9 protein-coding genes are annotated in these 13,937 nt (G+C 64.7%); 8 read left to right on the plus strand and 1 reads right to left on the minus strand.

Annotation, left to right across the window (positions count from 1 at the left end):
* Positions 1-11 precede the first annotated feature (11 nt).
* From glgX to NS355_RS04120, 8 genes are all read left to right on the plus strand, one after another.
* Entirely contained in the window at positions 12-2,114 is a 2,103-nt protein-coding gene (gene glgX, locus NS355_RS04085) for a glycogen debranching protein GlgX (protein ID WP_167345396.1), read from the plus strand.
* Positions 2,111-3,805, plus strand: coding sequence for a malto-oligosyltrehalose trehalohydrolase (gene treZ / locus NS355_RS04090; protein WP_058744521.1), 1,695 nt, complete (start codon positions 2,111-2,113; stop codon positions 3,803-3,805). Before glgX ends, treZ begins: the two co-directional genes overlap by 4 nt.
* A complete protein-coding gene (malQ, locus tag NS355_RS04095) occupies positions 3,802-5,688 on the plus strand; it encodes a 4-alpha-glucanotransferase (protein ID WP_058744522.1) in 1,887 nt (628 codons plus the stop codon). The genes treZ and malQ overlap by 4 nt, the downstream gene beginning before the upstream one ends.
* A gap of 25 nt (positions 5,689-5,713) precedes the next feature.
* On the plus strand, positions 5,714-8,113 hold the full coding sequence (treY, locus tag NS355_RS04100) for a malto-oligosyltrehalose synthase (protein ID WP_058744523.1): 2,400 nt from the start codon (positions 5,714-5,716) through the stop codon (positions 8,111-8,113).
* Positions 8,110-8,673: a DNA-3-methyladenine glycosylase gene (locus NS355_RS04105; protein WP_058744524.1), complete on the plus strand. Its 564-nt coding sequence runs from the start codon at positions 8,110-8,112 to the stop codon at positions 8,671-8,673. The genes treY and NS355_RS04105 overlap by 4 nt, the downstream gene beginning before the upstream one ends.
* 104 nt (positions 8,674-8,777) lie before the next feature.
* Positions 8,778-8,966, plus strand: a complete 189-nt coding sequence (locus NS355_RS04110) for a hypothetical protein (protein WP_058744525.1) — start codon at positions 8,778-8,780, stop codon at positions 8,964-8,966.
* Positions 8,967-9,056: 90 nt separating this feature from the next.
* Positions 9,057-9,683 carry a retropepsin-like aspartic protease family protein gene (locus NS355_RS04115; RefSeq protein ID WP_058744526.1) on the plus strand — a complete coding sequence of 209 codons (627 nt, stop codon included), beginning with the start codon at positions 9,057-9,059 and terminating at the stop codon, positions 9,681-9,683.
* An 88-nt stretch (positions 9,684-9,771) separates the two neighbouring features.
* Entirely contained in the window at positions 9,772-12,879 is a 3,108-nt protein-coding gene (locus tag NS355_RS04120; protein WP_244489549.1) for a PAS domain-containing protein, read from the plus strand.
* Positions 12,880-13,198: 319 nt separating this feature from the next.
* Here the strand turns inward: NS355_RS04120 and NS355_RS04125 are convergent.
* A partial coding sequence (locus tag NS355_RS04125; protein ID WP_167345397.1) for an ATP-binding protein occupies positions 13,199-13,937 on the minus strand: 739 nt, incomplete at its 5' end.

Consider the following 13,937-nt stretch of genomic DNA (forward strand, 5'->3'; position numbering starts at 1 on the left):
GGAGAGTCCCCTTGACTGATTTGCCTGACCAGATCCTGCCCGGCTCCGCCTACCCGCTGGGCGCCAGCTTTGATGGCGAAGGGGTAAATTTTGCCGTCTTTTCCGCCAATGCCGACCGGATCGAACTTTGCATCTTCGACTCCCAGGGGAAGCGCGAACTGAAGCGCTACACACTGCCGGAATGCACCGACGAGGTATGGCACGGCTATCTGCCCGATGTCGGGCCGGGGCTCCTTTACGGTTACCGCGCGCATGGCCGCTACGAACCGGAGGCCGGGCATCGCTTCAACCCGAACAAGTTGCTGCTCGACCCCTATGCACGCAAGCTGCACGGTGAGATCAAGTGGACCGACGCGCTGCATGGCTATCAGATTCGATCGAAGAAAGAGGATCTGAGTTTCGACAAGCGTGACAGCGCCGCCGCCATGCCAAAGGCGGTGGTGGTCGACGATCATTTCGACTGGTCGCGCGATGTGAAGCCAAACACGCCCTGGTCGGAAACCGTCATCTACGAAGCCCATGTGAAGGGCCTGACCAAGCTGATGGAAATGGTCCCGCCGCGCGAGCGCGGCACCTATGCGGGGCTCGGCCATCCGGCCGTCATCAAGCATCTGAAGCGGATCGGCGTGACCGCGATCGAACTGCTGCCGATCCACAGCTTCACGCAGGACCGCTTCCTTCAGGAAAAGGGTCTGCGCAATTACTGGGGTTACAACACCCTCGGCTTCTTTGCGCCCGAGCAGGCCTATTTCGCGACCGACACCCAGGACGAACTCCGCCGCGCGGTCCACAAGCTGCACAAGGCCGGGATCGAGGTCATTCTCGACGTGGTGTACAACCACACCTGCGAGGGATCGGAGAAAGGCCCGACCCTGTCATGGCGCGGGCTGGACAATGCCAGCTATTACCGGCTGGTCCAGGATCAGCCGCGCTATACGATCAACGATACCGGCACCGGCAACACGCTGAACCTGTCCAAGGCGCGGGTGATCCAGATGGTGACGGACTCGCTGCGCTACTGGGCGACGAGCTTCGGGATCGACGGCTTCCGCTTCGACCTTGGCTTGACCCTGGGGCGTGAGGCGACGGGTTTCGATCCGGGCGCGGCCTTTTTCGACGTGCTGCGGCAGGACCCGGTGCTGGGGCGGCTCAAGCTCCTGACCGAGCCATGGGATGTCGGTCCGGGCGGTTATCAGCTCGGCAATTTCCCGCCGGGCTTTTCGGAATGGAACGACAAGTATCGCGACACGGTGCGCAAATTCTGGCGAGGCGATCCCGGCCAGCGCGGCGATCTGGCGGCCCGGCTGTCCGGCTCGGGCGACCTGTTCGACCGTCGCGCACGGCGTCCCTGGGCCAGCCTGAACTTGCTGGCCGCCCATGACGGTTTCACCCTGGCCGATACCGTGATGTACGAGCAGCGTCACAACGAGGCGAACAAGGAAGACAATCGCGACGGCCATTCGGAGAATTACTCGCGCAACTGGGGCGCGGAGGGGCCGACCGATGACGAGAATATCAAGGCGGCTCGTGGCCGTGTGATGCGTTCGATGATGACCACCCTGCTCGCTTCGCTGGGTACGCCGATGATCGTAGCGGGCGACGAGTTCGGCCGTACGCAGCACGGCAACAACAATGCCTATTGCCAGGATAACGAGATCAGCTGGCTCGACTGGAAGGCTGCGGCGTCGGACGACGGTGAAGGAATGATCGCGTTCACCGCGCGACTGGCCGAATTGCGCCGTCGATATCCGGTGCTGCGGTCGCCGAGCTTCCTATATGGACAGGACACGCCGGGGCACGGCATCAACGATATCGAATGGTGGGACGAACGCGGCCAGCAGCTGAGCTCCGAGGATTGGGACAATCCCGAAGGGCGTGCGCTGATGATGCGGCGCGCGACGGCGACCGAGGATGGCGGCGTGGAGGCGGTTTCGCTGCTGCTCAACGCCTCGCCCGATCCGATCACCTTCACCCTGCCCCCACCCCATGCCGCCCGCACAGTCCTGATCGACAGTGCCAAGCCCGAACAGGGTGAGGTCGAGATCGGCGACAGCTATGAGGTCGGACCGCAAAGTGCGGTACTCATCACCTGGCGGGATACGGTCGACGCATGACGAACTGGGGTCCTGAGCTGCGCGAGGGCGCAGATACGCAGTTCCGGCTTTGGGCGCCGGATCGTGACGCGGTGACGCTGGAGATCGACGGCGCGCCCTCCGTACCGATGGATCGCGATGGTCAGGGATGGTTCTCCGCCGCCGCTCCGGCGGCTGCTGGAAGCCGCTATCGCTTCCGCCTGGACAAGGATTTGGCGGTGCCTGATCCCGCCTCCCGACTTCAGGCGGGCGGCGTCCATTGCTGGAGCGTGGTGGTCGACCCGACCTTTGCCTGGAGCGCCACCGAATGGCGCGGGCGGCCGTGGGAAGAGACGGTGCTGCTCGAAGTGCACGTGGGGACGCTGGGCGGCTTCGAGGGTATTCGACAGAAGCTGCCCGCTATCGCCGCATCCGGTATCACCGCCATCGAGCTGATGCCCATCAACGGGTTCGGCGGCACGCGCAACTGGGGCTATGATGGCGTCCTGCCCTATGCCGTGGCCGAACCTTACGGCTCACCCGCCGAGCTGAAGACCTTGGTCGACACGGCGCATGGCCTGGGTCTCTCCGTCTTCCTCGACTTGGTGTATAATCACTTCGGGCCGGACGGGAATTATCTGGAGGCCTATGCCAGCGCCTTCTTCCACAAGGAGGTCGACACGCCCTGGGGCGGCGCGGTGGCGGTCGATGCCGATCCGGTGCACCGCTTCTTCGTCGACAATGCGCTGATGTGGCTGCGGGACTATCGCATCGACGGGCTGCGCTTCGATGCCGTTCATGCCATCGCAAATGACAGCTTTCTCGACCGGATGGCGAGTGAAATCCGCGCGGCCCTGCCCGAACGGCATGTCCATCTGGTCCTGGAGAATGAGAAGAACGACGCGGATCGCCTGCGCGCGGGTTGCTACGACGCCCAATGGAACGACGATTTCCACAACGTCCTGCACGTCCTGCTCACGGGGGAAACGAGCGCCTATTATGGCGACTTCGCCGATCATGCCGCCGAGCGGTTGGCGCGTTGCCTGAAGGAGGGCTTCATCTATCAGGGTGAAGCATCGCCGAACCATGACGGCAAGCCCCGCGGCAAACCGTCCGGCGATCTGCCCAGCACGGCCTTCGTCGCCTTTCTTCAGAACCACGACCAGGTCGGAAACCGCGCGATGGGCGAGCGGCTGATCCGCCTGACCGATCGCGAGCGGCTTCGCGCGGCGACGGCGCTGCTGCTGCTCGGTCCACAAATCCCGCTGCTGTTCATGGGCGAGGATGAGGGGAGCGAAAGTCCCTTCCTGTTCTTCACCGATTTCCATGACGAGCTGGCCGACGCGGTCCGCGAAGGACGCCGACGCGAGTTCGCCAAGTTCGACGCCTTCGCCGATGAGGAAGCGCGCAAGCGTATCCCCGACCCCAATGCCCGCAGCACTTTCGACGCCTCGATCCCGGAGCCCGGCCCCCAGGCCGGGGAGTGGCGTGCGCTATACCGGGAGCTGCTGGCGCTTAGGCAGGTGCATATCATGCCGCGCCTGAAGGGCGCGGTGGGGCTCTCGGCCGATGTGACGGGGCCTGCTCAGGTCAAGGCCCGGTGGCGCATGGCCGATGGCGCGACGCTGAGCATCCTGATCGATCTCGGCGAAGCGCCGCAGCCCATCGCCGAGGATGCAGGCCAGTTGATCTACCGGGAAGGCGATCGCTTCGCCGCATGGATCGCCCAATGAGCGACCTTCATACCCGCGCCGAAGCCGCCGGACTGTCACGTCACTGGCAGGACGCGAAAGGGCATGACCAGACCGTCTCCGACGAGGCACTGGCGGCGATCCTGGATCGGCTGGATACCGATGTCGGCGAAACCGTATTCGTCTCGGGTGAACTCGGTCAGCAGATTTCCCTTCCCGACACATGCCGTGACGGGACCGCACGGCTGACCCTGGAGGGCGGCGACGTGGTCTCGGTCTCGATCCGGGACCGTAATCTGCCTGCCATTCTCCAGCCGGGTTATCATCGGCTGGAACAGGGTGAGCGGGAATGGACGATTGCTATCGCCCCGCCCCGTTGTCCGGCCCCACCGTCGGGCAGACATTGGGGCAGCGCCGTCCAGATCCCGTCCCTGCGTGAAGGCGGCGGCGCCTTTGGCGACTTTGCCGGTCTGGCCGGCGCCGCCAAGGCCTTGGGCCGAGCCGGTGCCGCCGCTCTGGCGATCAGCCCCGTCCACGCGCTGTTCCCCGCCGACGCCGCGCGCTTCAGCCCCTATGCCCCGTCGAGCCGCTTGTTTCGCAATGTCTGGCTGGCCCCCGCTGGCGAGCCGGTGGCCGACGCCCCTGCCCTGATCGACTGGCAAAGCGCCGCGCCGGACCGGATGCAGGACCTTCGCTTCGTCTACGATCGGCTGGACCAGACGCAAGTTCAAGCCTTCGAGCGTTGGCGGATGGAGGGCGGCGAACGGCTGGAATCGCAGGCGCTGTTCGATGCGCTTCACGCCTATTTCCACGGCCGTGACCGGGTGAGCGGCTGGATCGACTGGCCGGAAGAATATCACGATCCCGAAAGCGAAGCGGTTGCCCGTTTCGCCGCCGAGCACCACGACGCCATTCGCTTCTACGCCTTTGCCCAATGGTGGACGGACCGGGCGCTTCGCGACGCGGCGCACACCGCGCGGGGCAGCGGCATGGCGATCGGGCTGATCGCTGACCTTGCCATCGGCGTCGCCATGAACGGCGCGGACGGCTGGAGCCGACGCGGCGAGTTGCTGACCGGCCTGTCGATCGGCGCCCCGCCCGATCCGTTAGGTCCCGATGGCCAGAATTGGGGAATTACCGCCCTGTCGCCCTTCGCGCTGCGGCGGCAGGGCTTTGCGCCGTTCATCGATACGCTGCGCGCCGTCTTCGCGCATGCGGGGGGCATCCGCATCGACCATGCCCTCGGGCTTTGCCGTCTCTGGGTGGTCCCGGACGGCGCTCCGGCCGATCAGGGTGCCTATCTGGCGATGCCCTTTACCGACATGATGCGCATCCTGCGGATCGAGGCGCACCGGGCCAATCAGGGACGCGGAGCGATCGTGATCGGCGAGGACCTTGGCACCGTCCCGCCCGGCTTTCGCGACATCATGGCGGAGGCCGGGATGCTCGGCATGCGCGTCCTGCCGTTCGAGCGGGATGGGGACGGCGCGTTCCTCCCCCCGGATATGTGGAGCGATCAGGCGATTGCCATGACCGCCACCCACGACATCGCGACCGTTGCCGGGTGGTGGAAGGGCCGCGATCTGGAATGGCGGGCGCGTATCGCCGGTCGGCCCGTCTCATCGGAGGAGAGCGCCGACCGGGCTCAGGAACGGACCGCGCTATGGCAAGCCATCGGCCATGATGCCCCAAAGCCCGACGAACCCTCCGAGGTCGTCGGCGCTGCCATTGCGGCGGTAGCGGAGACGCCGTGTCCACTGGCTATCGTACCGGTCGAGGATCTGCTGGGGCTGGACGAGCAGCCCAATCTCCCCGGCACTATCGACGAGCATCCCAATTGGCGTCGCCGCCTGCCCGATACGCTCGACCGCTCGCTCGCCAAGCCCGAGGTTTCGGCGCTCATCGCCATACTCAACGCCCGCTGACCCGCTTTATCGAAGGACGTCGCCCATGACGCCGCGCGCCACCTATCGCTTTCAGTTCCACAAGGACTTCCCCTTCGCCCGAGCCGAAGCCCTGCTTCCGTATCTAGACACGCTGGGGATCAGCCATGTCTATGCCTCGCCGATCACCACGGCGACGGCTGGATCCATGCACGGATATGACGTCATCGACCCGACACGGATCAACCCGGAACTGGGAGGCGAAGATGCCTTCCGGTCTCTCGCCGAAGCCGCCAGGGCGCGTGGCATGGGTGTTATCATCGACATCGTACCCAATCATATGGGCGTGGCGGGCGGCGGCAATGACTGGTGGAACGACGTGCTGGCCAAAGGCGAGGCGAGCCGGTTCGCACGCTTTTTCGACATCGACTGGTCGCGCAAGCTCGTCCTGCCGATCCTCGGCGATCCGCTCAAGAAGGTGCTGGCGGACGGCCAGATCGTCGTCGAACGCCGAGACGGCCACGCCGAGATCGTCGCCTATGGCGAACATCGCTTGCCGATCCGGGACGAGGATCAGGATGGGGCCGAGAAGCAGGACCTTGCCGCTTTGCTCGGTCGCCAGCATTATCGCCTGGCGTCGTGGCGAGTATCGAACGACGAACTCAACTGGCGGCGCTTCTTCACGATCAACGATCTGGCGGGGCTGCGGGTCGAGGACGATCAGGTGTTCGCGGAAACCCATGCCCTCTACTTCCGGCTTTATCAGCAGGGACTGATCGACGGCGTACGGATCGACCATGTCGACGGATTGACCGACCCGATCGGCTATTGTCGCAAACTGCGCGCGCGCTTCGACGCCATCGCGCGGGACGATGGCAACCGCGCCTATATCGTCGTGGAAAAGATCCTCGCTGCCGACGAGCCCATGGGGGACGATTGGGGCGTCGACGGCACTAGCGGCTATGACTTCATGGAGGAGGTCTCGGCCCTGCTCCATGCCCCCGAGGGCACGCGGTCGCTCGCCGAGCTCTGGGCGCAGTTGAGCGGCCGTTCGGACCAGTTCGCGCCGGAGGAACTTCAGGCACGGCAGGACCTGCTCGCATGGCAGTTCGCCGGGCAGTTGGACCAGTGCGTTGCGGCCTTCGCGGCGCTGACAGCTTCCGCCCCGGAATTGGAGGGGGCGATCACCACCCCGATGCTGCGCCGGGCGATCGAACGGCTGCTCTGGGTCTTTCCGGTCTATCGAACCTATGGTCCCGATGCGCCTTCGTCCGATGAAGCCATCCGCCGCATGGCGCGCGAACGGGTGGAGCCGCTATTGCCCCCCGGTGAGGCTTTTGTCGTCGACCAGATGCTGCAATGGCTGGCCGGGTCCCGTCCCGGCGATCGGGAACGGCTTGGAGAAGCGGTCAGGCGTTTTCAGCAGCTTTCCGCCCCCATCGCGGCCAAGGCGGTTGAGGACACCGCTTTCTATCGTCACGCGCCCCTGCTCTCGCGAAACGATGTCGGCTTCGATGCGGCGCGGCTCAGCCTGTCGATCGCGGGCTTTCATGACCGGATGAAGGGCCGGGCCGAGCGTTTTCCGCTGGCGATGCTGACCACCGCTACCCATGATCATAAGCGCGGGGAAGATGTTCGCGCCCGGTTGGCGGTCCTGAGTGCGATGCCGGAGGACTGGCGACGTCATGTCGAGGCGTGGCGGACGCAGACGGTGAACCTCGCCGAATGGGTTGATCCGGCCGACTGGTACATGCTGATCCAAACGCTCGTCGGAACCTGGCCCGATCCCGGCGAACGGGATGACTTTGCCGAGCGGATCGCCGCCTGGCAGGAAAAGGCGCTGCGGGAGGCCAAGCTTCGATCGTCCTGGGAAGATCCCGACACCGACTATGAGGCGCGCTGTAATCGTCTGGCCACGACGTTAATCGATGGCAACGAAGGAACGGCCTTCCGGGAAGGAATGACCGCACTTCTCCGCCGCATCGGTCCGGCCGCCGCCGCCAATTCGCTCGTCCAGGTGGCGCTGCGTTATACGGTGCCGGGTGTACCCGACTGCTATCAGGGGACCGAGTTCGCCGACCTGAGCCTGGTCGATCCTGACAATCGCCGTCCCGTCGACTATTCCGCGCGCGAAGCGGCATTAGCCAATGGCGATGCACCGAAACAAAAGATCGTGGCCGATCTGCTGGGCCTGCGTCGCCAGCATCCCGACGTGTTCACACACGGCACCTATCATCCGCTTGCCGTCACCGGCCATTGTCGCGACCGGGTCATCGCCTTCGAGCGGCGGCACGGCGACACCGTCCTGACCTGTGTCTTCGGTCTGCGGCTGGAACCGTTGATGGGCGAAGACGGCACGATCGACTGGCGCGACACGACCGTTGACCGTGATGGGGCGGCGCTGCGAGTCGGCGAGTTGCTGGGGGACGGGCCGATCTGGTACGGCTTGCGCATCGGAGCGAAATGACGGCGCTTCCCATCGGCTTTTATCGGGGCGAGGTGGACGATGTGGCGCGTTCGCTCATCGGCATGACGCTGACTGTCGACGGCGTCGGTGGGGTGATCGTCGAGACGGAAGCCTATGACGCGGCCGATCCCGCTTCGCACAGCTTTGCGGGACGAACGGCGAGAAACGCGGCGATGTTCGGCCTGGTCGGCCGTGCTTATGTGTATCGTATCTATGGCCTTCACCACTGCCTAAACGTCGTATGTGGTTCTCCGGGCAGTGCCGTGCTGATCCGGGCGCTAGAGCCTTTGCATGGTCTGGACGCCATGCACGAACGGCGCGGTTCGGGACTGGGGATGAGGCAGCTTTGTTCGGGGCCGGGCAAATTGTGCAGCGCCCTGGGTATCGACTTGAGGCTGAACGGCGCGTCGCTCTTGCAGCCGCCCTTCGCGCTGAGCGGAACGCCGGACGCCGCGCCGATCCTTGTCGGGCCGCGGATCGGCATCACCCGAGCGGCGGAGCGACCGCGCCGCTTCGGCTGGAAGGATTCACCCTGGCTCAGCCGACCGATAAGCGGCTGAATACGGCGTCGCAGCATGAAACTAGTGCAATGCAGCGACGTATTTACTTGATATTGACCACAACAACAGCGAGCCTCGACTAATAACAGAAAAAGGGCGAGTCGATGGAGTGGATCAAGGTCCTGGCGTTGGTTGCCATGGTCTATGGAATCTGGGCAGCCTATAAGTCGTTGGGCGCACCAGTTCTGCATGAAGGCTCGCGTTATTTTCGCCAACCTGATGGAAGTTTTCGGCGCTGGTATGGCGGCCGCCGGTTCAGCGCGTCCGAAGTCGGAATGACCGAACAGGGCTGATCCCGCACGGTCAGCAACGGTAAAGACGGACGCCCCTATCTCCCGGCCCTCGCCCTCCCCATATGGGGAGGACGAAGGAATGGAACCGCAATGTTTGCCGATTTGGGCGTCCCCCTACCCCTGCTGGCCGTCGTCCTTGCCGTTGTCTTGGCGGGTATCATCGCGCGGCGTGTGCCAATATTACGCGTGGCGATCAGCCTGCTGTCCTGGCTCTTGCTCGGCGGCTTGTTGTTCGTACTGCTTCAACAACGCCAGCAATTCGATCCGTATATCCAACGCGCGATGCAGATCCTAAATTTGCAGGACCAGAGCGTCGTTGGTGACACGGTGCGTATCCGCATGGCGCCGGACGGCCATTTCTGGGCGCGCGTCACCGTGAACGGGGTCAGTCGGCGGATGCTGGTCGACAGCGGTGCGACGCTGACCGCCCTGTCCAGCGCAACGGCAGAGGCGGCCGGGCTGAAGCCCGGGATGCCCGCCTTCCCGGTCATGCTCAACACCGCCAACGGGATGATCCGGGCGGAAACCGCGCGGGTCGACTCCCTCCGCATCGGCACCATCCGCGCGGACAAGATGCCAGTGGTCGTATCCCCCGCTTTCGGCGAAACCGACGTGCTGGGCATGAACTTCCTGTCGCGCCTGAAGAGCTGGCGGGTCGAAGGCTCGACCCTGATCCTGGAGCCGCATCACCCCCAGCCATTAACCGAGCGGTCATGACCGTCATGATAGGCAAAGTGATACAAATCAACGTGATCGGTGCCGTCGCCGATTGACTTGACGGTACAGCTTACTCATGCGTCAACCCATGATGACTCCCCTGTCGCGAATGCTGTCGCTCCCGCCGCAGCTCGAACGATATGTTGCCGAAGCCGTCGATGCGGGCGACTTCCCCGACGAACAGGCCTTGCTGGTCGCCGCGATCGAGCGGATGCGGGCCGATGGCCCCGTCTCGGATGTCGACACCTGGCTGATCGGCGGGGGGGAATGCGGCCAGCGGGTGCGGGACATCGACTGGTCGGCCAGCCCGCTGGGTGCGATCGGCGGCTGGCCGAGCGTGTTGCGCACAACGGTCGCCAACATCGTTCATTCGCCGATCGCAAAGGTCCTGATGTGGGGGCCGGATCATGTCATGATCTACAACGATGCCTATCGCAGCATCGCCGGGCCGCGCCACCCGGAAGCATTTGGCGGCTTGGTGCCACAGATATGGCCCGAGATCTGGGACTGGAACCGCGACATATTGGACCGCGGTTTTCGCGGAGAGGACATCGCCTATCGCGACCAGGCGCTGATCGTCACGCGCGCGGGCGTCGAGGAAGAGGTCGTGTTCGACCTCTATTATACCCCCGTCTATCTCGAATGCGGCAAGGTCGGCGGCGTGATGTGCACCGTCGTCGAGAATACGGGTCGCGTGGCCGCCGAACGACGGCTGGCCGAGAGCGAGGCGGAGTTGCGGATCATCACGGACTCGCTGCCCGTGCTCGTCGCCTTTGTCGATCGCGACGAACGCTATCGCTTCGCCAACGACTATTACCGCGAGTTTCTGGGCACCGATCCCGAGGGGATGCTGGGCCAACGGCTGAGCGACGTGCTGACCGCAGAGGACTATGCCCAGCGTCGCCCGTTGATCGAACGTGCGCTGGCCGGTGAAGCCATCGTCGCAGACGTTCACCTGCATCACCGCGACGGCAGCCGACGCCGGGCGGAGACGCGTTATCTCCCACGCCGTAACGATGATGGCGAGGTGGTGGGTTTCCATATCCTGGTCTTCGACGTGGACGAACGCGCCCGTCATTCCGACGCGATCGAACGTAGCAACCGGCGTTTTCGGGCCGCGATGGATGCGGTGCACGGCGTGCTCTGGACCAACAGCGCCGATGGCCGGATGGTCGGCGAGCAGCCGGGCTGGGCGGCGATCACCGGGCAGACCTTCGACGAGTATCAGGGCTTCGGCTGGTCGAACGCGGTTCACCCGGACGACGCCGCTGCCTCGGTCGTGGCATGGAACGAAGCGGTGGCGGCCAAGGGAATGTTCGTCCACGAACATCGCGTCCGTCGCCATGACGGGGCGTGGCGGACGTTCGCGATTCGTGGCCTGCCGATCATCGCCCCTGATGGCGAGCTGATCGAATGGGTCGGCGTCCATACCGACATCACCGAACAGCGGGCCGCCGAACAGGCGCTGCGCGATCAGGCGACGCTCCTCGCCCGTCAGGTCCATCATCGCGAACGGGCCGAGGCACAGCTTCGTCAGCTGAACGAGACGCTGGAAAGCCGCGTCATCGAAGAGATCGCCGAACGGCGTCAGGCCGAGATGAAACTCGCCCAGGCGCAGAAGATGGAGACGATCGGCAAGCTGACCGGCGGAGTCGCGCACGACTTCAACAACCTGCTTCAGGTCGTGTCCGGCAATCTCCAACTGCTGGGCAAGGATGTTGCGGGCAATGAACGCGCCGAACAGCGCGTCGCCAATGCCATGGCGGGCGTGTCGCGCGGATCGAAGCTGGCCTCGCAGCTCCTCGCCTTCGGGCGGCGCCAGGCGCTGGAACCCAAGGTCGTCAACGTCACCCGTTTTGTGCAGGGCATGGACGACATGCTCCGTCGCGCGATCGGCGAGGGCGTGGAAATTGAGACGATCGTCGGCGGCGGCCTGTGGAACACCTTCATCGATCCCGCCCAGATCGAAAATGCACTGCTGAACCTCGCAATCAACGCGCGCGATGCGATGGACGGCCAGGGCAAGCTAACCATCGAACTCGGCAATGCCCATCTCGACGACAATTATGCCCGCACCCATGACGAGGTGACCCCCGGCCAATATGTCATGCTGGCCGTGTCGGATACGGGCAGCGGCATGTCCGATGACATCATCCACAAGGTCTTCGAACCCTTCTTCTCGACCAAGAGCGAGGGCAAGGGATCGGGGCTGGGCCTGTCGATGGTCTATGGCTTCGTCAAACAGTCGGGTGGCCATGTTAAGATCTATTCCGAGGTCGGCCATGGCACCACGATCAAACTCTATCTGCCGCGTGCGATGGAGGCGGAAGACGTCGAGGTTGCGGTCGATACCGGGCCGATCACCGGCGGTACGGAGACCGTGCTGGTCGTCGAGGACGATGCCGAAGTGCGCGCCACCGTCGTCGAGCTGTTGTCGGACCTGGGCTACCGGGTCCTGAAAGCGGTCGACGCCCAAAGCGCGCTGAGCGTCGTCGAGAGCGGTATCCCGATCGACATCCTGTTCACCGACGTGGTGATGCCCGGCACGCTGAAGAGCCCGGAGCTGGCCCGGAAGGCCCGTGAACGGCTTCCCGATATCGCGGTCCTCTTCACCTCCGGCTATACCGAGAATTCGATCGTCCATGGCGGGCGGCTGGACAAGGGTGTGGAGCTGCTGTCCAAGCCCTATACCCGCGAGGCGCTTGCCCGGAAATTCCGGCATGTGCTCGCCAATCAACGGCAGCGTCAGATGCCAAAGGCCGAGCTTCCCGCTCCGTCGCGGGACGTGCAGGCGGGCGAGCCAGCCTCGCAGCCCCTGCACGACGGTCGTACCATCCTGCTGGTCGAGGACGACGACCTGATCCGCGCCAACACGGCCGAGACGCTTCAGGATGCGGGCTTCGTGGTGGTCCACGCCGTTACGGCAGAGGAAGCGATGACCGCACTGCAGACGGCACAGATCGACGTGCTGGTGACGGACCTGAACCTGCCGGGCGAGTCTGGCGCGGAGCTGGCGCGCCGGGCGCGGCAGTTGCGACCGACCCTGTCGATCATCTTCGCGACGGGCGATGGCGGCATGGCGGCCGAGGCGGCGGATATGGATGCGGCGCTGCTGACCAAGCCCTATTCGGCGGGCCAGCTGATCAATGCGATCCGCGGTCGGTTGGAAATCGTAGAGCAGGCGACCCGGCGCTGAGCCGAGCCGCCTGCTCCATTCCGGTCAGGCCCATGCCGGAGGGGACGGCAGAGGAGCCTTTGCGAAACCAGTAAAGCGGGTTAGCGGGCCTTCCAGCCCTCGATCGCGGCGAAGGTGATGATCACCGCGAGCACCAGCAGGGCACCCTGCAATTCCAGTGCGGTCAAATCGAACTCCATCGTCATCGGTCATTCTCCCGACTGAACTTGCCTGAACTCGTAAGAGGAGGGCCTTCCCACTTTTTGCGAAGGCCGCGTGTTCCTCTGAGATCAGGATATACGCACCCTTTTTTGCTGCCGTGCAGCGAGTGCGTGACAAATCATGTCCGACAATGCGGAAGACGAATTTCGGCGCAAAGCCCGCCCTCGGGGCGATTGGCGAGGGTCAGTTCGCCGCCCTCGGCGGCGACCACACGCGCGACGATCGACAATCCCAGACCAAATCCCACCGTATCGCGACGACGCGCCGTATCCAGGCGGACAAACGGCTCCAGCACCAGTTCGAGCGACTCGTCGGGAATGCCGGGTCCGTCGTCCTCGACCCGGATGCGCACATCGTCGCCCGGATCGGCGTGAAGGGTGATGATCGCGTGTTCGCCATAATGCAGCGCGTTCTCGACCAGGTTGGTCAGGGCACGTTTCATGCCGAAGCGGCGCAAGCGACAATCGAAATGGTCGGGCCCGACATAGCGCACGTCACGACCATGATCGACCGCGTCGTCGGCCAGATTGGCGCACAGGATCGCGAGGTCGGTCAGCTCCGGTTGCTCCACATCCCCGTCCCCGCCGAGGAAAGCGAGAAGCGACGAGACCATCGCCTCCATCTCCTCGATATCGGTGCCGATCGCCTCGCGCACCTCGTCGTCGCGGATCGAGTCCGCCCGCAGCCGCAGACGGGCCAGCGGCGTACGGAGGTCATGCCCGACCGCCGCCAGCGCGCGGGTGCGTTCGTCGATCAGCCGTCCGATACGCGCCTGCATCCGGTTGAACGCGCGCGTCACGTGGCGCACCTCGCCCGGCCCACGCTCGGGCACGATCAGCGCCGCCCCCTGCCCGCCC

The organism is Sphingomonas yabuuchiae, from assembly GCF_001477495.1.
Classification (GTDB): domain Bacteria; phylum Pseudomonadota; class Alphaproteobacteria; order Sphingomonadales; family Sphingomonadaceae; genus Sphingomonas; species Sphingomonas yabuuchiae_A.